General features: G+C 67.4%; 22 protein-coding genes. 12 read left to right on the forward strand and 10 right to left on the reverse strand.

Annotated elements, in window-relative coordinates; genetic code table 11:
• Positions 1-4: 4 nt before the first annotated feature.
• The 5 genes from HB681_RS02940 to HB681_RS02960 all read left to right on the forward strand — a co-directional run bounded on the left by HB681_RS02940 (position 5) and on the right by HB681_RS02960 (position 3114).
• Positions 5-412 (forward strand): rhodanese-like domain-containing protein, encoded by a 408-nt coding sequence (locus tag HB681_RS02940; RefSeq protein ID WP_213953243.1) that lies wholly within the window; start codon positions 5-7, stop codon positions 410-412.
• Positions 413-420: 8 nt separating this feature from the next.
• Entirely contained in the window at positions 421-681 is a 261-nt protein-coding gene (gene grxC / locus HB681_RS02945) for a glutaredoxin 3 (RefSeq protein WP_213953244.1), read from the forward strand.
• Between the two features lie 113 nt (positions 682-794).
• A complete protein-coding gene (gene secB / locus HB681_RS02950; protein ID WP_213953245.1) occupies positions 795-1259 on the forward strand; it encodes a protein-export chaperone SecB in 465 nt (154 codons plus the stop codon).
• Positions 1260-1286: 27 nt separating this feature from the next.
• Positions 1287-2288 (forward strand): NAD(P)H-dependent glycerol-3-phosphate dehydrogenase, encoded by a 1002-nt coding sequence (locus tag HB681_RS02955; RefSeq protein WP_213953246.1) that lies wholly within the window; start codon positions 1287-1289, stop codon positions 2286-2288.
• Positions 2289-2448: 160 nt separating this feature from the next.
• On the forward strand, positions 2449-3114 hold the full coding sequence (locus tag HB681_RS02960; RefSeq protein ID WP_213953247.1) for a hypothetical protein: 666 nt from the start codon (positions 2449-2451) through the stop codon (positions 3112-3114).
• 56 nt (positions 3115-3170) lie between these two features.
• Here HB681_RS02960 and HB681_RS02965 read toward each other — a convergent pair whose 3' ends face one another.
• On the reverse strand, positions 3171-4016 hold the full coding sequence (locus HB681_RS02965) for a ScpA family protein (protein ID WP_213953248.1): 846 nt from the start codon (positions 4014-4016) through the stop codon (positions 3171-3173).
• A gap of 66 nt (positions 4017-4082) precedes the next feature.
• Positions 4083-4289, reverse strand: coding sequence for a DUF3460 family protein (locus HB681_RS02970; protein WP_213953249.1), 207 nt, complete (start codon positions 4287-4289; stop codon positions 4083-4085).
• Between the two features lie 92 nt (positions 4290-4381).
• On the opposite strand from HB681_RS02970, the gene HB681_RS02975 reads away from it, so the two are divergent.
• Positions 4382-4849: an outer membrane protein assembly factor BamE gene (locus HB681_RS02975; RefSeq protein ID WP_213953313.1), complete on the forward strand. Its 468-nt coding sequence runs from the start codon at positions 4382-4384 to the stop codon at positions 4847-4849.
• A 257-nt stretch (positions 4850-5106) separates the two neighbouring features.
• On the opposite strand, the gene HB681_RS02980 is transcribed toward HB681_RS02975, so the two are convergent.
• The 3 genes from HB681_RS02980 to metG are packed head-to-tail and all read right to left on the reverse strand — an operon-like array spanning position 5107 to position 9211.
• Positions 5107-6804 carry a SulP family inorganic anion transporter gene (locus tag HB681_RS02980; protein WP_213953250.1) on the reverse strand — a complete coding sequence of 566 codons (1698 nt, stop codon included), beginning with the start codon at positions 6802-6804 and terminating at the stop codon, positions 5107-5109.
• Positions 6805-6840: 36 nt separating this feature from the next.
• A complete protein-coding gene (locus HB681_RS02985) occupies positions 6841-7056 on the reverse strand; it encodes a hypothetical protein (RefSeq protein WP_213953251.1) in 216 nt (71 codons plus the stop codon).
• A gap of 16 nt (positions 7057-7072) precedes the next feature.
• Complete coding sequence (gene metG / locus HB681_RS02990; RefSeq protein ID WP_213953252.1) at positions 7073-9211, reverse strand: methionine--tRNA ligase; 2139 nt, start codon at positions 9209-9211, stop codon at positions 7073-7075.
• A 110-nt stretch (positions 9212-9321) separates the two neighbouring features.
• On the opposite strand from metG, the gene HB681_RS02995 reads away from it, so the two are divergent.
• The 4 genes from HB681_RS02995 to HB681_RS03010 all read left to right on the forward strand — a co-directional run bounded on the left by HB681_RS02995 (position 9322) and on the right by HB681_RS03010 (position 12071).
• Positions 9322-9858, forward strand: a complete 537-nt coding sequence (locus HB681_RS02995) for a DUF1697 domain-containing protein (protein ID WP_213953253.1) — start codon at positions 9322-9324, stop codon at positions 9856-9858.
• A gap of 86 nt (positions 9859-9944) precedes the next feature.
• Positions 9945-10976, forward strand: a complete 1032-nt coding sequence (locus HB681_RS03000) for an isocitrate/isopropylmalate family dehydrogenase (RefSeq protein WP_213953254.1) — start codon at positions 9945-9947, stop codon at positions 10974-10976.
• A gap of 7 nt (positions 10977-10983) precedes the next feature.
• Positions 10984-11658 (forward strand): YceH family protein, encoded by a 675-nt coding sequence (locus tag HB681_RS03005; protein WP_213953255.1) that lies wholly within the window; start codon positions 10984-10986, stop codon positions 11656-11658.
• The gene (locus HB681_RS03010; RefSeq protein WP_218628093.1) at positions 11655-12071 is read left to right on the forward strand and encodes a nuclear transport factor 2 family protein; all 417 of its coding nucleotides are present in this window, start codon (positions 11655-11657) and stop codon (positions 12069-12071) included. The genes HB681_RS03005 and HB681_RS03010 overlap by 4 nt, the downstream gene beginning before the upstream one ends.
• Before the next feature lie 3 nt (positions 12072-12074).
• Here the strand turns inward: HB681_RS03010 and HB681_RS03015 are convergent, their stop codons facing one another.
• The 3 genes from HB681_RS03015 to HB681_RS03025 form a co-directional block, all read right to left on the reverse strand.
• Positions 12075-13583 carry a PHB depolymerase family esterase gene (locus HB681_RS03015; RefSeq protein ID WP_213953256.1) on the reverse strand — a complete coding sequence of 503 codons (1509 nt, stop codon included), beginning with the start codon at positions 13581-13583 and terminating at the stop codon, positions 12075-12077.
• Between the two features lie 116 nt (positions 13584-13699).
• Positions 13700-14122, reverse strand: a complete 423-nt coding sequence (locus HB681_RS03020) for a VOC family protein (RefSeq protein ID WP_213953257.1) — start codon at positions 14120-14122, stop codon at positions 13700-13702.
• A gap of 23 nt (positions 14123-14145) precedes the next feature.
• Positions 14146-14556: a VOC family protein gene (locus HB681_RS03025; RefSeq protein WP_213953258.1), complete on the reverse strand. Its 411-nt coding sequence runs from the start codon at positions 14554-14556 to the stop codon at positions 14146-14148.
• A gap of 90 nt (positions 14557-14646) precedes the next feature.
• Here HB681_RS03025 and HB681_RS03030 point away from each other — a divergent pair, with 90 nt between their 5' ends.
• Complete coding sequence (locus tag HB681_RS03030; protein WP_213953259.1) at positions 14647-15297, forward strand: TetR/AcrR family transcriptional regulator; 651 nt, start codon at positions 14647-14649, stop codon at positions 15295-15297.
• Positions 15298-15425: 128 nt separating this feature from the next.
• Positions 15426-15932, forward strand: coding sequence for a hypothetical protein (locus HB681_RS03035; RefSeq protein ID WP_213953260.1), 507 nt, complete (start codon positions 15426-15428; stop codon positions 15930-15932).
• Positions 15933-16094: 162 nt separating this feature from the next.
• Here HB681_RS03035 and HB681_RS03040 read toward each other — a convergent pair whose 3' ends face one another.
• Both HB681_RS03040 and HB681_RS03045 read right to left on the reverse strand, forming a co-directional pair.
• Positions 16095-16352, reverse strand: a complete 258-nt coding sequence (locus HB681_RS03040; RefSeq protein WP_213953261.1) for a hypothetical protein — start codon at positions 16350-16352, stop codon at positions 16095-16097.
• Between the two features lie 161 nt (positions 16353-16513).
• Entirely contained in the window at positions 16514-24703 is an 8190-nt protein-coding gene (locus HB681_RS03045; protein ID WP_213953262.1) for a glucoamylase family protein, read from the reverse strand.
• Positions 24704-24714 lie beyond the last annotated feature (11 nt).

Consider the following 24714-nt stretch of genomic DNA (forward strand, 5'->3'; position numbering starts at 1 on the left):
CATCGTGAAATTCATCGTCGACAACTGGATGCTGCTGCTGATCATGCTCAGCTCGGGCGGCATGCTGGCCTGGCCCCTGCTGCGTGGCGCCAACACCGGCACGCTGACGGCGCAGGGGGCGGTGCAACTGATCAATCGCTCGCGGGCCCAGGTGGTGGACGTGCGCGAGCCGGAAGAGTTCGCGGCCGGCCACGTCACCGGCTCGAAGAACGTGCCACTCAAGCTGCTCGAGGAAAAACTCGCCGCCACCGTCAAGAACAAGACCGTGCCATTGATCCTGGTCTGCGCCACCGGCGCTCGCGCCAATCGCGCCGTGGCCACCGCCAAGAAACTCGGCTACGAACAGGCCCAAGCCATGGCCGGCGGACTCAAGGGCTGGAAAGACGCTAATCTGCCCATCGAAAAGGCCTGACCCTGCACATGCAACCCGTCAAGATGTACACCACCGCCGTTTGCCCCTACTGCATTCGCGCGAAGCAGATCCTCAAGTCGAAGGGCGTGGCCCAGATCGAGGAAATCCGGATCGACATGGACCCCGACGCACGCGCGACCATGATGGAAGTCACACGGCGTCGCACGGTGCCACAGATCTTTATCGGCGACACCCATGTCGGCGGTTGCGACGACCTCATCGCGCTGGACGGTCGTGGTGGACTAGTACCACTTTTGCAATCTTCCTGACCGTTCGTCGAACCGGATCGCCCCGGGCGGCAGGCCATAATCGATGGCTCCAACAAGCAAGCCCGCAGGGGGACCTCCGCGGCCTGCACTCCTTTGAATATCGAAAGCTCAGCATGGCAGACAACACCCAAGACCCCGTATTCCAGATCCAGCGCGTCTACTTGAAGGACCTGTCGCTGGAACAACCCAATTCGCCCGCCATCCTGCTTGAAGCCGAGCAACCGACCGTGGACATCCAGCTCGGCGTCGACGCCCAGCCCGTGGCCGACGGCATCTATGAAGTGACCGTGTCCGCCACCGTGCAGACGAAGGTCAAGGACAAGACCGTGTTCCTCGTCGAAGCCAAGCAAGCCGGCATCTTCGAACTGCGCAACCTGCCGCAAGACCAGATGGGCCCGATCCTCGGCATCGCCTGCCCGCAGATCGTCTACCCGTACCTGCGCGGCAACGTGGCCGACGTGATCCAGCGCGGCGGCTTCCCGCCGGTGCATCTGGCTGAAATCAACTTCCAGGCGATGTACGAGCAGCAGCAGGCACAGGCTGCTTCGACCCAGCCGGCGCCTGCGGTCACGCAGTAACGCCAAAAGACCGGGCCCCGTCGCCGCATGAAGATTTGCGTCCTCGGCGCAGGGGCTTGGGGCACTGCGCTCGCAGTGAACGCCGGTGCGCGCCACGGGGTCACGCTCTGGGGTCGTGACGCGGCGCAAGTCGGCCACATGAATGCCGCGCGTGAAAACGCGCGCTACCTGCCCGGGGCGTCCTTTCCGGAGATGCTCTCGGTGCAATCCGGCGAGGCCCCGCAGGCCTATGCGGACGCGGATCTCGTCATCATTGCCACCCCCATGGCCGCCCTGCGCGGCCAATTGCATTTGTTGCGCGCGCTCAAGGTGCCGGTGGCCTGGCTGTCCAAGGGGGTGGAGCCTGTGGTCGGCACGGACCAGCCCTTTGGCCTGCTCGCCCATGAAATCCGGGCGCAAGTGGCGCCCGGCCTGATGGCAGGCGTTCTCAGTGGCCCGAGCTTCGCGCAGGAGGTGGCCCAAGGTCGCCCCACCGCGCTGGTGGCCGCGAGCGCGCACGCGCAGGTGCGAGATCTCCTGGTCGAGGCCTTTCACGGGCCGGCGCTGCGGGTCTACGGCAACGACGACATCGTTGGCGTGGAAGTCGGCGGCGCCGTCAAGAACGTATTGGCCATTGCCACCGGCTTGTGCGACGGGCTGGCGCTGGGACTCAACGCCCGCGCCGCGCTCATCACGCGCGGCCTGGCGGAGATGACGCGCTTCGGCCTGGCGCTGGGCGCGCGGGCGGAGACCTTCATGGGCCTGTCGGGTCTTGGAGACCTGGTACTCACCGCCACCGGCGACCTGTCGCGCAACCGCAAGGTCGGGCTGCTGCTGGCGCAGGGCCGCACGCTGGCCCAGGCCGTCGATTCGCTGGGCCATGTGGCCGAGGGCGTGTATTGCGCGCGCACCGTCGTCCAGCGGGCGCGCTTGCTTGGAATCGAGATGCCGATCGCCGAAGGCGTGGTCGCGCTGCTGGATGGCGCGGTCAGCCCCGTGCAGGCGCTTGCGAACCTGATGGGACGCGAACCCTCGGCCGATCCGGGTTAGGCGACGCTGACCCTCGCCGAGGCGCACCGCCTGATGGCAGATCTGGCCCGGATCTCCTTGAATTTATTTCGCTGAAGTCAGGTGATGGTCGGGTGAAGGCTGATTGAAGCGCTCACCGGCTTCGGTTAGCGTGGGCGCCTCAATTCACAAGGAGACTCCAATGGCTCGTCGGCACACAGGTTCACTCGTACTTTCTCTGGCTGCGGTTGCGGCGATCGCGGGTTGTGGCTCCGGGGGACTGGTTCCCGGGACGGGCCCCAAGCCCATGAGCTTTTTCGTGACCAGCGCCAATCCCGGGCAGGGTGCCAATTTCGGCGGCCTTTCAGGTGCCGACAACTATTGCCAGAGCCTGGCCGCGAAGGTCGGGGCGGGCGGGCGCACATGGCGTGCCTACCTCAGCACCACCGGCAGTCCCGGCGTCAACGCGCGCGATCGCATCGGCAAGGGCCCCTGGTACAACGCCAAGGGCGTGCTGGTGGCGTCCAGCGTCGACGAACTGCACGGCGTCAACATGTTGAACAAGGTGTCGGTACTGACGGAAAGCGGGCAGACGATCATGGGGCGTGGCGATGCCACCAACATGCATGACATCCTGACCGGCTCGTCGCCCGACGGTCGCGCCGTGCCCGGGGACAAGGACACCACCTGCGGCAACTGGACCAAGAGCGGTGACGGCTCGGCCATCGTCGGGCACCATGACCGCACGGGGCTGGACGAATCGGCACCGGCCAAGTCTTGGAACTCGTCGCACGCGACGCAGGGTTGCGGCATGGAAGCGCTCAAGAAGACGGGTGGCGCGGGCTTGTTGTACTGCTTCGCGCAGTAGAGCTCGCGAGTCGGGTCGCCGGCCGGGCCTGGGGCTTCGGCCGCCGGTCGACGCGCTCAGGTCGGCGAGTAGGCCAGCCGCACGTAGATCGGGGCGAAGGCCTCGGCCTGCGTGATCTCGATCAGCGTTTCCTTGCCCAGTTCGAGCATGGCGATGAAGGTCACGATCAGCACCGGCACGCCGCGGTCCACGTCGAACAGGTTCTCGAACTCGATGAACTGGCGGCCCTGCAGCTTGCGCAGCACGATGCTCATGTGCTCGCGCACGCTGAGTTCCTCGCGCGAGATCTTGTGGTGCTGCACCAGCTTGGCGCGCTTGAGGATGTCGGCCCAGGCGTCGCGCAGGTCGACCACGTTCACATCGGGAAAGCGCGGCTTGAGCGACTGCTCGATGTAGACCTGCCCCTTCCAGAAGTCGCGGCCATGCTGCGGCAGGGCACTGATGGCGGCGGCCTGCATCTTGGTCTGCTCGTATTCGAGCAGCCGCCGCACCAGTTCGGCGCGCGGGTCTTCCGCCTCTTCGCCCTCGGCCGTCTTGCGTGGCGGCAACAGCATGCGCGACTTGATCTCGATCAGCATGGCGGCCATGAGCAGGTACTCGGCCGCCAGTTCGAGGTTGGTGCGACGCACCTCCTCGACATAGGTCAGGTACTGGCGCGTGAGGCCAGCCATCGGGATGTCGAGGATGTTGAAGTTCTGCTTGCGAATCAGGTAGAGCAGCAGGTCGAGCGGACCTTCGAAGGCTTCGAGGAAGACCTGCAGCGCTTCGGGGGGGATGTAAAGGTCGTTCGGCAGGGCGAACAGCGGCTCGCCATAGAGGCGCGCGAGCGCGACCTGGTCCACGACCTCAGGCATGGGCGACAGGACCGTGGCGCCGTCGTCGTCGGCGAGTGTGCGGATCATGGCTCAGATGCAAGATGGAGAGCGCCGCACACGGGGCTGGCGGTTGCCACGGGCCGAAAGCGGCACTTACTTGACTTGCGTCTGGTAGACGTAGGGTTGCTGCGGCACATCGCCTTCGGCGTACTCGTCCTGCAGGCTGCGGTCGACGTGCTTGTCCCACAAGAGGGCGCGTCCGGCGCGCTGCTCGGCCTCGAGGTTGGGCTTTTGCCGCTTCAACTCGTCGATGAAGTTGGTGACGTCGGAGCGGTAGTGGGGGCGATTGAAGATGGACATAGACTGGGCCTTTGGACGCGAATTTTACCGGGGACGGGATGGCACAGGTGACACAACGCATATTCGGGGCCGGGCGGACGCGCTGGATCGCGATGGCACTGGGCGCGTTGCTCGCGCTGGCGGCTTGCGACAACAAGAACATCAGCGAACTGGAGGAGGGCGTCGCCGCCGAATCCGACGTGCGTGCCAGGTTCGGGCCGCCGGAGAACATCTGGGACGGTCCGGCCGGCGGGCGCGTCTTCGAATACAACCGCCAGCCCGCGGGCCAGAAGAACTACATGATCACCATCGGCCCGGACGGCAAGATGAGTGCGTTGCGCCAGGTGCTGACGCCCGAGAACTTTGCAAAGGTTCAGCCGGGCATGTCGATGGAGAACCTGCGCAGGATGCTCGGCAAGCCGGCCAAGGTGACGCCTTATCCGCTGAAGAATGAATACGAATGGGAATGGCGCTGGATGCAGCCGCCGAATTCGCCGATGGTGTTCACGGCGGTGCTCAACGGCGACCAGCGCGTGGTGCGCAGCGGGTCTTCGGCGGATCGAGGGGCGGAGGCGCCATAGCCTTGGGTTGGCGGGTCAGGAATGCGGAATCGGACAGCCGTACGCAGAGGACGCGAAGGTTACGCGAAGGACGCGAAAGGAATACCAAAGAAATTTTTGAAGTGGGTCGTTGGCCATCGCCGATCGCCGCCCCGGTGGCGCCCGCTTCGCTATTTGTCTCCTTTCGCGTCCTTCGCGGAACCTTTGCGTGCAGTCGGATTTCGGCAGCGTTCGTTCACCCCTTCAGCGTCGCGTGCTTCGCGTCCGTCAGTCCGGATTCAGCGGGCTTCATCCATGCCAGCCGCCCGCAATGGCTCCGCCCTCGCCGCCGCCAGTTCCGCGGCGAAGCCCGAGCGCTCGATCTCCTCGCGCGGTTGCGGCTGCAGCGATTCGAGGCGCAGCAAGCCGTCGCGCGAGAGCACGGCCTTGTGCAGTTGGCGCAGCGCATCGAGGCCGGTGGCGTCGAGTGAAATGAGGTGCATCGCGTCCAGCACCACCGTCATGCCGCGGGGCGCGCGCTCCACTGCGCCGATGGTTTCGTCGAGACGGGCCGCGGCGCCGAAGAACAGCGCACCGTAGAGCCTGTAGGTGATGACGGGGGGTTGCATCGACACCAGCTCCACCGTGAACAGCGCGTTCATGCGCCGGATGAACAGCGCGCAGGCCAGCACCACGCCGGCCTGCACCGCCACCGTGAGGTCGAACACGACCGTCAGGAAGAAGGTGCCGAGCATCAGCAGGCGGTAGTGCCGGCTGAAGTGGCGCAGGCGGTAGGGCGTGAACTCGCGCCATTCGCCCATGTTCCAGGCCACGAAGAGCAGGATGCCGGCCAGCACCGACAGCGGGACGTGCACGGCCAGTGGCGCCAGCAGGAGCACCACGGCCAGCAGCGTCAGCGCATGCACGATGCCCGCGACGGGTGAGCTGCCGCCGGAGCGCACGTTGGTCACCGTGCGCGCAATGGTGCCGGTGGCCGGCATCCCGCCAAAGAAGGGCGCAACGATGTTGGCAATGCCTTGCGCCATCAGCTCCTGGTTGGGGTCGTGGCGCGGCTGCCCACTGATCTGGTCGGCCACGCGCGCACACAGCAGCGATTCGATGGCGCCGAGCAAGGCGATGGTCACGGTCGGCGTGACGAGTTGCTTGACAGTCTCCCAACTGAAGGCGGGCAGCTCGAAGGCCGGCAAGCCTTGCGGGATGCCGCCGAAGCGCGTGCCGATGGTTTCGACAGGGAATTCGAAGAACCACGACACCAGGCTCAGCGTGACGAGCGCGACGATCGGCCCCGGCATGCGCGCGCCCAATTGAACGGCGCGCGCTTCGAGCACGCGCCCGAACACCCTGTGCACCCTCTGGCCGAGCTTCGACTCGCCGCGCAACAGCAGCGGCCAGACGAACAGGCCGGCGAGACACACCACGCCGAGCCCGAAGGCGTGGAGGTTGACGGTGTGGGCATGCGCGGCCAGGGTCTTGAGCTGCGAGAACATGTCGGCCGGCATCTTGTCGATGCGCAAGCCGAACCAGTCGCGCAACTGCGAGATCAGGATCAGCATGGCGATGCCGTTGGTGAAGCCGACCACGATCGACACCGGCACATAGCGCACGAGTGTGCCGAGCTTGAACAGCCCGAGCAGGAAGAGCAGCACGCCCGCGCAGGCGGTCGCGATCAGCAGGTTGGCCAGGCCGTAGCGCTCCAGGATGCCGTAGACAATGACGATGAACGCGCCTGCGGGCCCGCCGATCTGCACGGCCGAGCCACCCAGCAGCGAGATCAGGAAGCCCGCGATGATGGCGGTCCAGAGGCCGGCTTCGGGCTTGAGCCCGGAAGCGATGGCGAAGGCCATGGCGAGCGGCAAGGCGACGATGCCGACCGTCGCGCCGGCACCGACGTCCTTGAAGAAGCGCGCCCGGTCGTAGCTCGCCAGTGTGTCGATCAACCGGGGGCGGAAGCGGGCGAATCGGGGGCGGGAGGACATGCGCCTATTGTGTGCGCGGCCTCCCGGATCACGTGACTACTTGCTGTCCGGCAACACGGCATCGGCCGCGGCGCCGATGACCTTGCCGCCGATCTTGGCGGTGCCGATGGCGGCATCCGCCGCGAGGCCGACCGCGCCGGCGCCCACGCTCACAGCGGTGCTGGCAACGGAGACCACGGCGCAGCCGCCCAGCAGGCTGAGGAGCGCCGCCAACATGGCAGCAATGACCAGGCGATGCGATGGATGCGTCATGGCCGGATTCTGAACCTCAACGCACCCGCATGCCAGGCGTCGCGCCCGGCCACGGTTCGAGCACATGGATGCCGGGGTTGGCTTTCTCGTCGGCGTGGCTGGCGGCCAGGACCATGCCTTCGCTGATGCCGAACTTCATCTTGCGCGGCGCGAGGTTGGCGACCAGCACGGTGAGCTTGCCCACCAGTTGCTCGGGCTGGTAGGCCGAGGCGATGCCGCTGAACACGTTGCGGGTCTGCGGCTCGCCCGCGTCCAGCGTCAGGCGCAGCAGCTTGGTCGAGCCCTCGACTTTCTCGCAGGCCAGGATCTTCGCGATGCGCAGGTCGATCCTGGCGAAGTCGTCGATGGTGATGGTCGGGGCGAGTGCTTCGCCGCCGGGGGCGTCCGGGTCGCTGGCGGGTGCCGCAGCGGCGGACTTGGCTGCGGCCTTCGCCGGTGCGGCAGCGGGTGCTGCAACCGCGGGCTCGTCGGACTCGAACAGCTTGTCGAGCAAGGCGGGATCGACGCGCTGCATCAGGTGCTTGTAGTCGTTGATCGCATGGCCTGCGCCGAGCGCCATCGCGGCGTCGGGCCATTGCAGCGCCTCGATCTTGAGGAAGGTTTCGACGCTGCTCGCCAGCGCCGGCAGCACCGGCTTGAGGTACAGCGCGAGCAGGCGGAAGGCCTCGATGCAGACCGTGCAGACATCGTGCAGCCGCGCCTCCATGTCGGGCTTCCTGGCCAGTTCCCAGGGCTTGTTGGCATCGACGTATTCATTCACGCGATCGGCCAGCGCCATCGTGTCGCGCAGCGCGCGGGCGTAGTCGCGGCCGTCGTACAAGGTGCGGATGCTGTCGGCCTCGGCGCGCAGCGTGGCCAGCAGCGCTTCGCCGTCGCCCGTCACCGCGCCCAGCTTGCCGCCGAAGCGCTTGCCGATGAAGCCGGCGCTGCGGCTCGCGATGTTGATGAACTTGCCGACCAGGTCGCTGTTGACGCGCGCCACGAAATCATCGGGGTTGAAGTCGATGTCCTCGTTGCGGCCGCTGAGCTTGGCCGCGATGTAGTAGCGCAGGTGCTCGGGGTTCAGGCCGACCGAGAGGTAGCGCAGCGGATCGATGCCGGTGCCGCGGCTCTTGCTCATCTTCTCGCCGCTCACGGTGAGGTGGCCGTGCACGAAGATGTGGTCGGGTGCCTTGCGGCCGCTGAAGTGCAGCATCGCGGGCCAGAACAGCGTGTGGAAGGTGATGATGTCCTTGCCGATGAAGTGCACCTGCTCCAGTTCCGGGTCGGCCATGTATTCGGTGTAGCTGATGCCGTCGCCACCGGATTCGATGCAGCGCGCGTCGAGCAGGTTCTTCAGCGACGCGAGATAGCCGACCGGCGCGTCGAGCCAGACGTAGAAGTACTTGCCCGGCGCGTCGGGGATCTCGATGCCGAAGTAGGGCGCATCGCGGCTTATGTCCCAGTCGCCGAGGCCGCCCTTGCCTTCGTCGTCCTTGTAGAGCCATTCGCGGATCTTGTTCTGCACCTCGGGCTGGACGTGGCCGGGCGCAGCGGTCCATTCCTTCAGGTAGGCCTCGCAGCGCGGGTCGGACAGCTTGAAGAAGAAATGCTCGGAGCTGCGCAGCTCGGGCTTGGCGCCGGACAGCGCCGAGTACGGCTCGATGAGGTCGGTGGGCGAATACACGGCGCCGCAGACTTCGCAGTTGTCGCCGTACTGGTCCTTGGCATGGCAGTTGGGACACTCGCCCTTGATGAAGCGGTCGGCCAGGAACATGCCCTTCTCGGGGTCGTAGAACTGCTCGACGCTCTTGCTGGTGATGAGGCCGGACTTGTCGCGCAGGTCGCGGTAGATCTGCTGGGCGAGCTCGTGGTTCTCCGGTGCGTCGGTCGAGTGCCAGTTGTCGAAGGCGATGTGGAAGCCGTCGAGATACTGCTTGCGGCCCGCCGCGATGGTGGCCACGAACTGCTGCGGCGAGACGCCGGCCTTGTCGGCGGCGATGGTGATGGCCGCGCCATGCGCGTCGTCGGCGCAGACGAAGTTGACCTCGGCACCGTTCATTCGCTGGAACCGCACCCAGATGTCGGCCTGGATGTACTCCATCATGTGGCCGATGTGGAACTTGCCGTTGGCATAGGGCAGGGCGGTGGTGACGAAGAGCTTGCGCGGGGACATGGAGGGCGCTTTCCAGGGGAGGGGAACAGAAGACGGGGTGGTGCGGTCGCGGGCACGCTGGCCGGGCCGGACCCGCATTTTAGGTGGGCCAGCCTTACGATGCTCCGGCCATGCACCATGCGGCCTTTTTTCGCAACTTGAACCTCGGGCGGCCGAACAGCCCGACGCGGGCGCAGTTCGAACAGGCGTTCATCGATGCAGGGGCAGCGGCGGCGCAGTCGTTCCTGACCAACGGGACGATCGCGTTCGATGCGGGCGCGCGGCCAGTCGACGCGTTGCTGGACCAGGCCGCCCAATCGTTGACGGCTTGCTGCGGGCTGTGCGAGCCGGTGTTTGTGCGCGAACTGGCGTCGCTGGCGGCACTGGCCGATGCGGCCCCATTCGAAGGGGTCGACCGCGCATCGGTCTATGAGTTCTGCATCACCTTCCTGCACGCAGATGCGGTCGTGCCTCGAAACCTGCCCGTGATCTCGCCACGCGGCGATGTGCAGATCGTCCATGTGACCGACAGCGAGGTGTTGAGCGTCGTGCACAAGTTCGGCCAGAGCCCCGGCAGCCCGAATGCGTATCTGGAGAAGACACTCGGCCTGCCCGCCACCACACGCGCATGGAATACCGTGCTGCGCCTGCTCACCAGGCACGGTTGAAGCGACGACTCCCGGCGTATGCTTTCGGACCCCGGGCGGCCTCTGGCTCGCCTCGACCCCATTCCCCGATTCACGGAAACGCACCGATGACCACTCCCATCCCCGCAACCCTCATCCCCGGCGACGGCATTGGCCCCGAGATCGTGGACGCCACGCTCGCCGCACTCGACGCATTGAAGGCGCCCTTCGAATGGGACCGTCAGATCGCCGGACTCGGCGGCGTGCAGGCGTCCGGCGACCCACTACCGAAGGCCACGCTCGACAGCATCCGCCGCACGCGCCTCGCATTGAAGGGGCCGCTCGAGACACCGTCGGGCGGCGGCTATCGCTCGTCGAACGTGCGCCTGCGCGAGGAGTTCGAGCTGTATGCCAATCTGCGGCCGGCCCGCACCATCGTGCCCGGCGGGCGCTACGACAAGATCGACCTGGTGGTGGTGCGCGAGAACCTCGAAGGCCTCTACATCGGCCATGAACACTATGTGCCGATCGATGGCGACCCGCATGCGGTGGCCATGGCGACCGGCATCAACACGCGCCAAGGCAGCCGCCGCCTGCTCGAATACGCCTTCGAGACGGCCGTTGCGACGGGCCGCAAGAAGGTCACGATCGTGCACAAGGCCAACATCATGAAGGCGCTGACCGGCATCTTCCTGGAGACCGGCCTGGACCTCTACGAGAAGAAGTACAAGGGCCAGTTCGAGCTCGACACGGTGATCATCGACGCCTGCGCGATGAAGCTGGTGCTCAACCCCTGGCAGTTCGACATGCTGGTGACGACCAACCTGTTCGGCGACATCCTGTCGGACCTGGTGGCGGGACTCGTCGGCGGACTGGGCATGGCGCCGGGCGCGAACATCGGCACGAATGCGGCGATCTTCGAAGCGGTGCACGGCTCGGCGCCGGACATCGCGGGCAAGGGCATCGCGAACCCGACCGCGCTGTTGCTGGCGGCTGCATTGATGCTCGACCACTGCAAGTTGCCGGAGCTTGCAACGCGGCTGCGCAAGGCGATCGACGAGACGCTCAACATCGACAAGGTGCGCACCGGCGACCTCGGCGGCAGCGCCGGCACGGCCGAATTCACGAAGGCGCTGGTGAGCCGCATCGCGGGAGGTTGAGGACGCCATGTCGACAACCCTGCCTGTCCTGTCGCTGATCGAAACCCGCGTGCTCGGCGTGCTGGCCGAGAAACAGCGCACCGTACCCGACAGCTATCCGCTGACGGTCAACGCGGTCGTCTCCGGCTGCAACCAGAAGACCAGCCGCAACCCGGTGCTGGAGGTGACCGACACGCAGGCGCAGGCCGCGCTCGACAGCCTCAAGGGCTACAGCCTGGTCTCGGAATCGAGCGGTGGCCGCGCCTTCCGCTACGCGCACAATGCCGACCGCGTGCTGCGGGTGCCGTCGCAGTCGATTGCGCTGCTGACCGTGCTGATGCTGCGCGGCCCGCAGACGCCGGGCGAGTTGCGCATCGCCTGCGACCGGATGCACAACTTCGCCGACATCTCTTCGGTGGAGGGCTTCCTCGAAGAACTGGCGGAGCGACCGGCCGGTGCGCTGGTGGTCAAGCTGGCGCGGCTGCCCGGCGCGCGCGAGAACCGCTGGGCGCATCTGCTGAGCGGGCCGCCCGTGGAAGATGCGGCGGGTCCGGAGCCTGCGGGCGCGGAGGCTTCGCTCGGCGAGGTGGCGGCGCTCAAGGCCAACGTGGCCCGGCTGGAATCGGAAGTGGCCAGCCTCAAGGCGCTGGTGGCACGCGTATGCGCTGAACTTGGAATCGAAGAAACACCGTCAACATCATGAACAACACAAGCGGTATCGGCAGCGAAGTGCTCGCCACCTGGCATCAACTGGTGCGCGAGCGAGATTCGAAGGGGCTGGAGGCCTTGCTGGCGAACGATGCGGTCTTTCATTCGCCGGTGGTCCATACGCCGCAGGTCGGCAAGGCGGTGACGCTGCAGTACCTCACGGCCGCCTTCCGGGTGTTCTTCAACCCGAGCTTCCGCTACCTGCGCGAGACGGTGGCGGCCGACCATGCGGTGCTGGAGTTCCAGGTCGAGATGGATGGCATCAGCGTGAACGGGGTCGACATGATCACCTGGAACGACGTGGGCCAGATCGTCGAGTTCAAGGTCATGTTGCGCCCGCTCAAGGCCATCAACCTGATCCACCAGAAGATGGGCGCGATGCTGCAGGCAGGGCACCAGCAGCAATAGCGATTACGGGCAGCTACCGAGCACGTAGTAGCCGGGGCCGGTCTGCTTCAGCGTGGTCGTGGCGAAGATGTTCCACAGGCCCATGAACTGGTTCGAGCCATTGGCAAAGGCAAGCCACATGCTGACGTAGGCGCGCCCGGCGCTGACGTGCGCGTAGTTCGACGCGGTGAAGCAGGCGGCGGCGCCGCCCGTCGTGGTGCCCGTGGCCGGCGTCGAGGCGGCGCCTTCGACCCCCGAGGCATCGACGGCTGCCACGGTCCATGAATAGGACGTGCCCGCAGCCAGGCCAGTGTCGGTGAAGCTGGTGGCGGCAACGGGCGCGGCGTTCGACTTGCTGCCATTGCGGTAGACGTTGTAGCCCGTGGCTTCGGCCACCGCGGTCCAGCCGATGGTCATGCTGCTGGATGTCGCCGCGGACAGCGTGACACCCGTGGGCGCGGGCAATGCGCCGCCGCCCCCACCGCCGCCGCTTCCACTACCTCCGGAAGCGATCTGGTCGACCATGGCCTTGATGGCCGCCTGCTGGCTGCCGGCGCGCTGGGCGAAGTTGCTGCCGTACCAGCCGATCCAGTCCCAGCAACCGTTGCCGTTGGGCAGCGTGCCGCTGGCCGATGTCGGGTGGCTCGTGTTGTCGACGCGGGTCTGCGGGAAGAGCACGACGATGCGGTTGGTGTCGGCCCAGCGGGTGTAGCCGGTGTTCTTGATGAACTTGTCGCCGATGGTGGCGTAGTTCTGCTGGCAGCCGTGCAGCGCCACGTGCAGCCGGCAGGTCGCGGCGCCGCTCGCGCATTCCGAAGGGACGTAGATCCATCCGGTATGCGCCATGCCGGCATTGCCGGTGAATGCGGTCTGGTCGAACTCGACGTAGTTGGCGGCGGCTGGCGCATTGTTGCGGGCGTTGAGCGTGCCGTAGAAGCGGGTCAGCGCGGCCTTGGCGCCGTCGTAGCCGCAGTTGCTGATGTAGGGAGAGGCGGCGGAGTTGCAGCTGTTGTTGCCGGCGCCGTCGAAATCGGTCGGAAAGGTGTGGGCCGTGCTGGCGCGCTTGACATAGTCGAGGTTGGCGGCGGCCACGCCGTTGGCCGTGTACTGCGTCTGCACCGCGTTCATCGGATTGGGGCCGACGGTGGTGTCGCTGTTGCCGACGAAGAGGTAGACCTTCTGCTGCGCGACGTTCGCCTTGCTGTCGATCGCGGTGTCGCTCCAGTTGTTGAGGTCGGACTGCATCGTGTTCAGCATCTGGCTGCTGATCGTCGCGTTGTACATGCAGGCCGTGTAGTAGCTGTGGCCGGCGCACATGTAGGGGCCGCCTGCGAAGACGCCGACGCCGCGGAAGGTGGCCGAGTAGGCGTAGCCGAGCTGGTTGGCCATGAAGCCGCCGGAGGACAGGCCCGACACGGTGGTCTGGGCCGGGTCGATCTTGAGGCGCGGCAAGGGAGACGCGGCATGCGCCGCCAGCCCTTGAAACCACAGGGCCGCGAAGACGGCGGCCAGAACGACGAATCGCTTGCGCATCAAGTTGTCTCCTTGGGCGGCACGCTGGTCAGCGGGCGTGCAGTGTAGCCACTTGCGGGCCTGTCCAAGGGGTTGTGCCGGGGCGAACCCGGCAGCGTCGCAGCGCCTTCGAAGGTTCAGTCGTGCTGCGTGATCACCATCCACGGCATGCCGAAGCGATCCTCGACCATGCCGAAGGACGACGCGAAGAAGGTCTTGCCCAGCGGCATCCGGACCGAGCCGCCCTTGGCCAGCGCGTCGAAGATGCGCTGGGTCTCGGCATCGTCCCTGGTGCTGATCGACTGGCAGAAGCCCTTGAACTCCGGCTTGCCTGTCGCGTAGCCGTCGGAGGCCATCAGCAGCGATTCGCCGAGGGTGAACTCGGCATGCATGATCTTGTTGTCGTTGCCCGGCGCGCTGCCGGGCCCGCCCGGTTGCGGCGGCTCGGGGTTGTCCTTGAAGCGCATCACCATGCCGACCTTTGCGCCGAGGGCGGAGCGGTAGAACTCGAGCGCTTCTTCGCAGCGCCCGTCGAAGAAGAGATAGGGTTGGACTTTCATGACGGGTTCTCCTTGCGTTGAGGTCAGGGGTTGGCGGGCATGGCGCTCATGTCCATCCATGCGAGTTCCCAGAGATGGCCGTCCAGGTCCTGGAAGCCATGCTGGTACATGAAGCCGTGGTCGTTGGCCTTGTTGGGCGTGGCGCCCCCGGCGGCCACGGCCTTGGCGACCATGTCGTCCACCTCCCCGCGGCTCTCGCATGACAGGCAGACCAGCACCTCGGTGCTCTTGTGCGCGTCGCTGATCGGCTTGGGCGTGAAGGTCTTGAAGAAGGGCTCGACCAGCAGCATCACGAAAGCCTCTTCGCTGACGATCATGCAGGTCGCGTTCTTGTCGGTGAACTGGGGGTTGAACTTGAAGCCCAGCGCGGTGAAGAAGGCCACCGACTTGTCGAGGTCCTTGACGGGGAGGTTGACGAAGATCTTGGTGCTCAATGCAGTTCCTTTCAGGTGGAAAAGGGTGGTTTGTGTACGTCGTCCACAAAAGATAGCAGACATAATGGACAGCGTCCACATTGGAAACAAATGCGCACAGAGCCCACTCCGCCACCGGTCCGCGACAGCTATCGGCATGGGGACTTGCGGCGCGCCTTGCTGGAGGCGGGTATCGAGCTCGCGCGAGGCGGCGGGCCCGAGGCCGTGGTGCTGCGCGAGGCGACGCGTCGTGCCGGCGTCGTGCCCAACGCGGCCTATCGCCACTTTGCGAGCCGGCTCGAGTTGCTGCGGGAGGTGCGCGCCGCGGCGCTGTCAGCAGTGGCTGCTGCGATGGAGAAGGAGCTTGCCGCCGTCCCCGCCAAGGGCAGGGCTACGGACCTGGCACGCGCCGGTTTGCGTGCCGTCGGCACAGGCTACCTGCGCTTCGCGCGCGTCCAGACGGGGTTGTTTCGTACCGCCTTCTTCGGCCAGCCCGAACTGCTGGAGCCTCTGAACGCCGGACCGGGCGCGGTGGGGCCCGGCGGCCTCAACCCGTTCCAATTGCTGGGCGCGGCACTGGACCGCATGGTCGCGGCGGGTGCGATGCCTGCTGCGCGCCGGCAGGGCGCCGAGTTCCTGGCGTGGGCCGGCGTCCATGGGCTGGCCCTGCTGATGATCGAAGGCCCGTTGCGCGGCGTGCCGGAGAAGCATGCGGAGGCGCTGGGGCAGCAATTGCTGGACATGATCGAGAAGGGTCTCTAGGCTGGATTTCCTGGCGATCCATCGTGGGCCATGATTAACCGAAATGCCCACGAAGGCTGCCGAGTCCACTACGACAATCAGACTGCAGAAGCGTCGGCATGTGCCATGCACCCTTGCACAACGAACCGATGACCGACAAGAGCAAATTCACCTCCGAACACAACGCGGCATATCTTCAACAGGATGTGCTTGCACCGGGCCAACGCTGGTACGCCTTCGACGTACTGATGCCGCTGGCCCGAAAAGGTCATGCGACCAAGTTTGTGATGACCTTGTGGAACTACCACCAGACCAAGACGGCACCTGTCGTGCGCGAATGCGCCATCAGGAAGGATCGCGCAAGCGGATCGTATTGGTACAGGGTCGCCAAAGAAAAGCCAGGCGTGAACAACAACAACCGCAAGAGCCTGTGGAGTGCCATCGACATTGCCAACAATGACGGCTTGCCGATGTTCGGCATCCTCAAGGACGTGCAGACCAAGCGTTGCTCGCTCACAGACATTTATCCCATCGCAGACGTTGTTTACGAGCAGGACGGGAGCGCGCTGTGGCTCTTGCTCGACGGCGAGGTTGGCTGCGAAGTGGAGGTCGCCGACCTTCATCACGTCACGGCGGCGTCGCGTGCACAGGCCTAGCTGTCGAGTCCCACGAGGTTGCTCATGGCCGGGATGCGGCTCCGAGCCCCAGGCATTCAACTGCGCCGGCCTTTCCATGCAACCGCCGAGGCGGGCGTCACTACCTCAAGCCTTGCAAAGTAAAAACGTGACGCCGCCCGCCAGATTCCAATCGTGCCGCGGCTACTTCGTTCCGGGCTTGCCGGTGTACGGATTGAAGTTTCCGCGAGTCGAGTAGTTGTCGCTCCTGGTGCTGTTCGGATTGGTGGCGTGCGAGGGGGCGACGTAGGTTCCGTTCGATTTCGAGTAGCCACTGACGGAGTGGCTTGAACTGTTGACCCCCGTCCCCGAGCTGTAACCAGAGTGGCCGCCGCCGCCTCTCGCAAATGCACCGCTCACAAGCAGGCAAGCGCAGGCGGCAATGGCAATGTTCTTGATCATGGTGTTCTCCTCCGCCCAATATTGGGCAGGGCCAGTGTCAGATCGTCAACGAACTGTTGCCGTAGGGGTTAGCGAGAACCCATCTCTCCTAGCGAAGAGGGATGCGGCGTCCAGATTTCCGTGATCGATGTCCTGCCGCACGGCCTCCTGGAGCGAGCACATCAGGCAACCCGCAGCACGCCATCCAGCGGCAGCGCGTGCCAGTCGATCCACTCGCCGACCCGGACTGAATGCGTGTCCGCGTCGCCCCCGTCGACTTCTCCCCGGCGCACCCGCAGCGTACGCCCATCGAGCCGCAGCGTGATCTCGAACCCGGGCCAGTGCGCCGGCACGCGTGGCGTCATGCGCAATGTCGGGCCACGCAGTTCGAGCCCCAGCAGCGTCTCGACCGCCGCGCGATGCATCCAGGCCGCGGAGCCGGTGTACCAGCTCCAGCCGCCGCGCCCGACATAGGGTGGGGCGCCATAGGTATCCCCGGCCATCACATACGGCTCGATCTCATAGACCGGACCGCGCTGCGGATGCCGTGCCCGGTGCGCGGGGCTCAGGCCCTCGAAGCTGCGCCACGCAGCCTCATGGTCGCCCTGCAGCGCCTGCGCCATCAAGGCCCACACGGCGCCGTGCGAATACTGCCCGCCGTTCTCGCGCACGCCCGGTGGATAGGCCTGGATGTAGCCGGGGCTGTTGGCCGAGTGTTCGAACGGTGGCGTCAACAGGCGCAGCAGCCCGGCCTGCTCGTCGCCAAGTTGCTGCCTCAGCGCCGCCATGGCCTTGTCGGTGAAGGCAGGGGTCGACGCGCCCGACAACACCGACCACGCCTGCGCGATCAGGTCGATGCGGCATTCGGTGTTGGCCGACGAGCCGAGCGGCGCGCCATTGTCGAAGAAGGCGCGCCGGAACCATGCGCCATCCCAGCCCGCATCGTGCAGCGCGCCGATCCAGCCATCGCGCGCAGCCCGCCACCTGGACGCCCGCTCGTGTTCCCCGCGCGCATCCGCCAGCGGCGCATAGCGCTCGACCACCGCGCACAGGAACCAGGCCAGCCACACCGATTCGCCCTTGCCTTCGCTGCCCACGCGGTTCATGCCGTCGTTCCAGTCGCCGGTGCCCATCAGCGGCAGGCCGTGCGCGCCTTTCGTGAGGCTGTGGTCGATGGCGCGTGCGCCGTGCTCGTAGACCGTGGCCACCTGGTCGCTGGTCTGCGGCACGTAGTACGCGTCTTCGGCACCCGGTGGAATCTGCGGGCCCTCGATGAAGGACACCGGCTGGTCGAGCAGGCTGGCATCGGCCGTGACCTCGACATAGTGCGCGCATGCAAAGGGCAGCCACAGCAGGTCGTCGGAAAAATGCGTTCGCACGCCGGCGCCGCCCGGCATGTGCCACCAGTGCTGCACGTCGCCCTCGGGCCACTGGCGTGCGGCGTTGACGAAGATCTGGTTGCGCAGGCGCGCGGGGTCGATGGCGGCGAAGGCCATCGCGTCCTGCAGTTGATCGCGAAAGCCGAAGGCGCCGCCGGCCTGGTAGAAGCCGGCGCGCGACCACAGCCGGCAGGCGAGCGTCTGGTAGAGCAGCCAGCGGTTGACCAGCACATCGAACAGCGGATCGGGAGTGCGCACCTGCACGCGGCCCAGCAGTTCGTCCCAGAAGCCTCGCGCCTGCGCCAGGGCCGCAGGCACGTCGCGTTGCTGCCATCGGGTGGCCAGCTGTGCCGCGGCCGCCGCATCGGCTGCGTAGCCCAGCGCGAAGGCAAAGCGCATCGTCTGTCCCGGCGCGAGCGTGAAGTCGCCAGCGATGGCCGCGCAGGCATCGAGCCCGCTGCCTGCGCGTCGCCCCAATGCGCTGGGGATCTCGACGCCGCCACGGCGGAAGAACTCGTTGCGGTCGCAAGTCCAGTGCGTCGCCGCCTGCAGCCCCGCAAGCATCAGGAATGCCGTGCCGCCGCCCATGCCGGTGCTCGATTCGCGTTGCTGGCCGAACACGGCGGGCAGGTCGTCGGGCTTCCAGCAATGCACCGTGCGCCGCGCGCCGCGCGCCGGGCCCAATTGCCATTCGGCCATCGCCAGCGCCCGCAGGTTGCGCGGCGTGGCGCCTTCGTGCCGGACCTCCACCTGCACCAGCTTCACGCTGTCGTCGCGGTCGGCGAAGAAGGTGGTCGCCAACACCAGCCCACCGTGCGTGCACTCGAACACGGTGTAGCCCTGTCCGTGCCGCACGCGATGCACCGCGTCGCTGCCCGGGCCGCGACCCGCGGGGGTGAGCGGCAGCAATTCGCGCGAGTCGAGGTCCTGCAACAGGTAGTGCTCGAACGCGGGGTCCTGCACCGGATCGTTCGACCAGGGCGTGAGCTGTTGCATCTGGCTGTTGACGGCCCAGGTGTAGCCTGCGCCCGCCTCCGAGATCTGGAAGCCGAACCCGGCATTGGCGATCACGTTGATCCAGGGCCGTTCGGGCCGGTGCGTCGCGTCGACATCGAAGCGGAATTCGCCGCTGGCCGCGTCGAAGTCGCCGACGACCGCGTGAGCGGCCCTGTCCGACGTGGCCGCGCTTCTAAGCGGCGCCAGCAGCGGCACGCTGGTTGTCGTAGAGGCCTGGCCCGGCGATGGCGTGATTGGTGCGGGCTCGCGCAACGCGGCCACCTGTAGTTCCAGGGGCCGCCCATCGGCCGTGAACACCGCCCGCGCCAGGCTCGACAACGCCGCTTTCTCCGCGGGCGTCACCTCCTCGTCGCGCAACAGGTAGAAGCCGGCGGAGTCGTTGCGCGGAAAGCTGTTCTGCGTCTGGTGGCTGATGCGATCGCGCAGGGCCTCGATCTCGCGCTGCAGCGGCATCTGGTACGAAGCGGCCTCCGCATTGAGCACGACCAGGTCGCAGGCCACCCCGCCAAAGCCCCACCAGGGCTGGGCGCGCAGCAGCGTGTTGATGAGGCCCATGCCGGTGCCGGAATGAATGTGCACCAGCACGATCGGCTTGTCGCCCGAGATGCCGAAGCGCCACAGCAGCCGCAGGTCGATGAGGCCGCGATCGCTCATCACCCGCGGCGTGGTGTAGGTCAGGATGGTGGTCAGGTCCTGCAGCGCGAGGTTTTGCGCCGGCCCGATGTCGAGGTCGCGCAGACGCACCTGCGCCAGCGTCGCGGCCATGCGGCTGGCGCGCTCGACGAGCGTGAATTGCAGGTAGCGGTCGATCACGGGGATGAGCGCGTCGGTGCTGTCGGCCGCTGCCGTCGCGAAGGTCACGCGCGCCGTGGCGCCGGGCCGGATCGACAGGCGCACCCGCAGGCAGGCGATCGGGTCGAGTCCGTTGATCGGTGCGCCGTCGGGCGTCATCGGCTGCGGGTCCAGCGCGGGCATCGACAGCCGGCCGTTGCGCCCGATGAAGGCGCGCCGGTCCGCCATGCATTCCACCGAGAGCATGTGCGCATCGACCGCCGCGACGAAATGCGCCGCGGCCACCACCGGATCGCCCTGCAGCCGCGGCTTGCGCGTCATGAGCAGCGCCCGCCAGGTCGGCTCCCAGCGCGTCTCGACGAAGAGGTTGGCGAAGGCGGGATGGGCCTCGTCGGCCTTGGGCAGCGACAGCACGGGTTCGAAGCAGGAGATCAGCTCCAGCTCGCGCGTCTGGTCGCTGGTGTTGTGCAGCGTCACGGTACGCAGCTCGGTGTCGTCCTCGGGGCTGATCAGGACGGTGGTGCGCGCCTGCAGGCCGGGGCCCTTCGCGTCGAACTGCACTTGGTCGGCGAGGAAGCGGGTGCGGTAGCGCCAATCCGGGTCCGGCGCGGGCAGGGCCGTGAGCGATGAGAGGCTGCTGTCGCTGTCGCGGACGTAGAAGAAGGTGCCATACCCATCGCGCAGCGGATCGTCGCGCCAGCGGCTGACGTTGAAGGCCTGCCATCGGCTGACGCCGGCGCCGTTGGCCCGCAACGCGACCGTGTAGCGGCCGTTGGAGAGCAGGTGCGTGGGCTGGAAGCCGGGCACCATCGGATCGACGGTGCGTGGCTGGAACACCGGCGCGGCATCGCCGTTCGCGGGTTCGGGCGGCGTGCGCGGGTCGGCGCTGCCGATGACCTGGCGCGGCGTGCGCTCCTGCAGCAGGGCCGCATAGGCCTCGGCCAGCGCCGTGCCGCCAAACCAGCGGCGCGGCGCCTCGCCGCACAGCAGGTTGCACAGCGCCACCAGCGACATGCCCTGGTGGTGCGCCATGAAGTTGCGCACCACGCTGAAGGCCTGGCCCTCGGCCTGGCGCGAGACGGTGAAGTCGACCGCATCGCAGAAGCCGAGCTCGCCGCGCGCGCCGAGCGACTCCAGCCGTCTCAGGTTGAGCACCGCCTCATGCGGCGCCAGTTGCGCGGCCATCAGGCTGGCATAGGGCGCCACGACCCGGTCGGTGAGCGGCGTGCGACGCAAGGCCAGCCGGGGCACGCCGAAGGGCGAGTACTGGTAGGCGAGCGAATGGTCCCGCGCGAAGTACGCGGACTCCGAGACACCCCACGGCAACTGCTGCGCCACGCCGAAGGCCTGCTGCTCGCGAATGGCGGCGATGCTGGCCACCTGCAGCAAGCCGTCGTCCGGCTCCGGCATCACCAGGCCGGGCATGAGGTACTCGAACATCGAGCCCGACCACGACTTCAGCCCGGGCCGCACGCCGACGGTGACGTACGGCCGGCCGAGCGCGCTCCAGTTGCGGCGCGGCACATCGCCCTTGGCAATCGCGATGAAGCTCAACAGCCGCGACTCGGAAGCCAGCAGGTCGTAGTAGCTCGCATCGAGCACGTGCTCGTCCGCGCGCAGGCCGATGTGGAAGAGGTGGCGCTTGGCGTCGTAGAGGCCGCTGAAGTCCATCGCGCCGGCGAGCGTGTCGCAGCGCCGCGCCAGCGACTCGAGTGCGTCCAGGGCGGCGCCGCCGTCGCGCGCACGCACCCGGCAGGCCTGCGCCACGGCCATCAGGTGGCCCGCCAGGTTGCCGCTGTCCACGCTCGACACATAGGCCGGCCGCAGCACCTCCAGCGAGCGCGTCTCGTACCAGTTGAAGAGGTGGCCGTCATGCTTGGGCAAGCGCTCCACGCTGTCGAGTGTCGCGCCGATGCGCGCGGCCAGCGCGGCGTTGTCGATCCAGCCGAACTCGCGTGCGCAGCAGGTGGCGAGCAGGTACATGCCGATGTTGGTCGGCGAGGTGCGGTGCGCGACAGTGAATTCCGGCTCGAGCTGCAGGTTGTCGGGCGGCAGGTGGTTGTCCTCGGCGCCGACCACCTTCTCGAAGAATCGCCAGGTGTCGCGCGCGACGGTGGCGAGGTAGTCGCGCTCGTCGGCGGGCAACTGCGCTTGCGGCCCTGCCTGCGACGGCGGGCGGCTGCTCCACCAGGCCACCAGCGGCGCGCAGGCCCACACGGCGAACAGCAGCGCGCCCAGCCACGGGTGCGGGCTGCCCAGCGCCAGCGCGGCCAATGCCACGCAGGCGGCGCTCGGCCAGGCGCCGGCGCGCAGGAAGGCCCCGGGCGAGTGGCCCGCCTGCGCCTCCGCCTGTTCCGCCGTGGTCCATTCGAGCAGGTGGCGACGGCTCACCAGCAGGCGCCAGGCGGCGCGCAGGGTCGCGTTCATCAGCAGCCAGGCTTGCGCCCACAGCTGGCTGAACTGCCAGGCCGCGCCTGCCAGCGCCCGCAGCAAGTCGCCCGATCCGACATCGAAGAAGTGGCGCAGTTCGATGCGCCGCCGTGTTGGCACCAGCCCCGCCAGCGCGCCCAGCAGCGGCCCCAGCACCAGCGCGGCCGCCACGGCCGCAAGCGCCAGCGCGACCGGCACCGCGTCGGTGAAGAGGCTCAGGCCCAGCAACGCCGCCGATGCCGGCAGCACCATCGCGCGGCGCAGGTTGTCGGTCATCTTCCAGAGGCCGAGCGCATCGATGCCGAAGCGCTGCGCGCGCCCCATCAACGGCAACAGTTGCCAGTCGCCGCGCGTCCAGCGATGCACGCGCGAGGCGGCCACGCCGGCATGCTGCGGATGGTCCTCCAGCAACACCACGTCGCTCAGCAAGGCGCAGCGCGCGACAGTGCCTTCGAGCAGGTCATGGCTGAGCACCGCGCCTTCGGGCATGCGGCCGTCGAGCACGGCATGCACCGCCTGCACGTTGAGCAGGCCCTTGCCGGTGAACGAGCCGTTGCCGAACAGGTCCTGGTAGATGTCCGACGCGCCGCTGCTGTAGGGGTCGATGCCGCAGGCGCCGGCAAACAGCCAGTGAAACAGCGTGCGCCTGGATCGCGTCGGAAACGGCGTCACGATGCGCGGTTGCAGGATGCCGTAGCCCGCCACCACGCGGCGCGTGTCGGCATCGATCTGCGGTGCGTTCAGTGGATGCGCGGCGACGGCGACCAATTCGCGCAGCGTGCCGGGCGGCAGCGTGGTGTCGGCGTCGAGCGTGACCACGTAGGGAATGCGCGCCGCCAGCAAGCTGCCCGACCCATCGGGCAGGAAGCCGCTCGCGTCGCCGGTGGCCAGCAGCCGCAGCACCATCTCCAGCTTGCCGCGCTTGCGTTCCCAGCCCATCCAGCGTTGCTCCGTCTGGCTCCAGGTGCGGGGCCGGTGCAGCAACAGGAAGCGGGCCAGTTTCTCGGGCTTGCGCGGATAGCGCGCGTTGAGCGCGTCGATGCGGCGGCGCGCGTCGTGCAGCAGCACGGCGTCCTCGGGCAGGCTCTCCCGGTCCGCATCGGCCCAGTCGCCGAGCAATGCGAACTGGGCTTCGTCTTCCCGGTTCGCCAGCCAATGCAGTTCGAGCTGGCGGACCAGCCGGGCGTTGCCCTCGACCGAGCTCAGCATTGCCGGAATGACCACCAGCACCCGGTGGCCCGCCGGTATGCCGCTGGAGAAATCCAGCCGCGGCAGGGGCTCGATGCGCGCCGACTCGGCCGCGATGCGGTGCACCAGCGAGACCACGCCTTCCGACAGTGGCAGCGCCATCAGCAACAGGCAGAGCCCGGTCAGCCATCCGCCGCTGCCGACCACCGGCCAATCGATGCGATCCAGGTGATGGGCCGCCGCGACCAGCAGCAAGGCCGTGCAGCCGAGGATCGCCACCAGGTACAGCGGCAGGCGCCACGACTGGAACGGCGCTTGCCAGTCGGCCGGCTCGGAGGAGGGCTGCGCATCCCGGTTGCGCAGCGCGTCCAGCAAGGCGTCGCGCCCCGGGCCGAGCAGGTGGAAGCCCGCGGTGCGCTCGGCCCGTGCGTAGAGGTCGAGGGCCGGTTCATCGACGGTGCTGCCCGCGTACTCCATGCGTGCACGCCGCACGACGACTTGCGCGACCCGGAGTTCCGAACGTCCGCTCTGGCGCGCCAGCTGCTCCATCGCATGGGTGATCTGCTGGCGCGTGAGTTCGCTCTCTCGCGCGAAGCTCGGCAACTCGCGCAGGATGCGCAGCGAGTGGCTCAGGGGTTCGATCAGGTCCGACCAGACAAGTTGGCCGATCACGCGCAGCGTCGTGATGATGTTGCCCACCGTGATGTTGGCGGCCACCGCAGCGGTTTGCGCGTCGTTGATCAGTGCCGGGCCGTTCGGGCAATGCGCCTCGGTCCAGCGCACCAGCGCGGGCGCCTTGTCGCCGCGTTCGACGGGCAGCCGTTGCCACAGCTGTAGCAGGTAGCTGTCGTTGAGTTCATGGCGCCGCGCCAGTTCGCCCAGCGCGTCGAGTTCCGCTGTCGTCAGCGTGTCCGCCGCGTCCCAGACCGCATGCGCCACCTCGCGCGCCACCTTGTCGCGCGCAATGCGTTCGGCCACCCGGCGCAGATTCTCCAGCAGCACCACGCGCAGCGTGGTCGGCAATGCCCAGAGTTCGCCGAGCGTGAGTTCGTCCACCTCCTGGTAGGCATTGATGAAGGCGGCGAACAGGTCCGCGTTGAGCACGCTGTCGGTGTGGGCCACGTAGGCCCAGGCGATGCCATAGACGCGCGGCAACCCGGCCAGCGGTGGCGCGGCAAGCTTGGGCAGGTGCGCGTAATAACGGCGCGGCACGCCTTCGCGAATCTGCTGCAACTGGTCTTCGATCAGGTGGAAGTTGTCCAGCAGCCATTCGGCCGCGGGCGACACATAGCGCCCGCTGCGCGAGGTCAGCGCGATGTAGTCGAAGGCCTCCCGCAGCGACGCAAGGTTCTCGTCGACGCGCGGAAAGAAGGGCGGGTTGCGCGAGGGAATCGACGGGTCCGACACAACTTGCGCGCGCGCCAGGCTGCGCCCATGCGCCTCGAAGCGCTGGATACCGAACAACTCCGCGCGGATCGCGGGTTCGATGCGCTCGCGCGGCGTTCGCAGGAACTCGCGCGCTTCGTCGCTGAGCTTGGGCAGCCGTTGCAGGATGTCCGCGGTCACGCCCGTTGCGC

It is taken from the genome of Variovorax sp. dw_954 (assembly GCF_018449755.1).
Classification (GTDB): Bacteria; Pseudomonadota; Gammaproteobacteria; order Burkholderiales; family Burkholderiaceae_C; genus Variovorax.

Excerpts from the sequence above, each read along its gene's own strand:
- grxC (WP_213953244.1), top strand. The coding sequence starts at position 421 with ATGCAACCCGTCAAGATGTACACCACCGCCGTTTGCCCCTACTGCATT.
- secB (WP_213953245.1), top strand. The coding sequence starts at position 795 with ATGGCAGACAACACCCAAGACCCCGTATTCCAGATCCAGCGCGTCTAC.
- HB681_RS02955 (WP_213953246.1), top strand. The coding sequence starts at position 1,287 with ATGAAGATTTGCGTCCTCGGCGCAGGGGCTTGGGGCACTGCGCTCGCA.
- HB681_RS02960 (WP_213953247.1), top strand. The coding sequence starts at position 2,449 with ATGGCTCGTCGGCACACAGGTTCACTCGTACTTTCTCTGGCTGCGGTT.
- HB681_RS02965 (WP_213953248.1), bottom strand. The coding sequence starts at position 4,016 with ATGATCCGCACACTCGCCGACGACGACGGCGCCACGGTCCTGTCGCCC.
- HB681_RS02970 (WP_213953249.1), bottom strand. The coding sequence starts at position 4,289 with ATGTCCATCTTCAATCGCCCCCACTACCGCTCCGACGTCACCAACTTC.
- HB681_RS02975 (WP_213953313.1), top strand. The coding sequence starts at position 4,382 with ATGGCACTGGGCGCGTTGCTCGCGCTGGCGGCTTGCGACAACAAGAAC.
- HB681_RS02980 (WP_213953250.1), bottom strand. The coding sequence starts at position 6,804 with ATGTCCTCCCGCCCCCGATTCGCCCGCTTCCGCCCCCGGTTGATCGAC.
- HB681_RS02985 (WP_213953251.1), bottom strand. The coding sequence starts at position 7,056 with ATGACGCATCCATCGCATCGCCTGGTCATTGCTGCCATGTTGGCGGCG.
- metG (WP_213953252.1), bottom strand. The coding sequence starts at position 9,211 with ATGTCCCCGCGCAAGCTCTTCGTCACCACCGCCCTGCCCTATGCCAAC.
- HB681_RS02995 (WP_213953253.1), top strand. The coding sequence starts at position 9,322 with ATGCACCATGCGGCCTTTTTTCGCAACTTGAACCTCGGGCGGCCGAAC.
- HB681_RS03000 (WP_213953254.1), top strand. The coding sequence starts at position 9,945 with ATGACCACTCCCATCCCCGCAACCCTCATCCCCGGCGACGGCATTGGC.
- HB681_RS03005 (WP_213953255.1), top strand. The coding sequence starts at position 10,984 with ATGTCGACAACCCTGCCTGTCCTGTCGCTGATCGAAACCCGCGTGCTC.
- HB681_RS03010 (WP_218628093.1), top strand. The coding sequence starts at position 11,655 with ATGAACAACACAAGCGGTATCGGCAGCGAAGTGCTCGCCACCTGGCAT.
- HB681_RS03015 (WP_213953256.1), bottom strand. The coding sequence starts at position 13,583 with ATGCGCAAGCGATTCGTCGTTCTGGCCGCCGTCTTCGCGGCCCTGTGG.
- HB681_RS03020 (WP_213953257.1), bottom strand. The coding sequence starts at position 14,122 with ATGAAAGTCCAACCCTATCTCTTCTTCGACGGGCGCTGCGAAGAAGCG.
- HB681_RS03030 (WP_213953259.1), top strand. The coding sequence starts at position 14,647 with ATGCGCACAGAGCCCACTCCGCCACCGGTCCGCGACAGCTATCGGCAT.
- HB681_RS03035 (WP_213953260.1), top strand. The coding sequence starts at position 15,426 with ATGACCGACAAGAGCAAATTCACCTCCGAACACAACGCGGCATATCTT.
- HB681_RS03040 (WP_213953261.1), bottom strand. The coding sequence starts at position 16,352 with ATGATCAAGAACATTGCCATTGCCGCCTGCGCTTGCCTGCTTGTGAGC.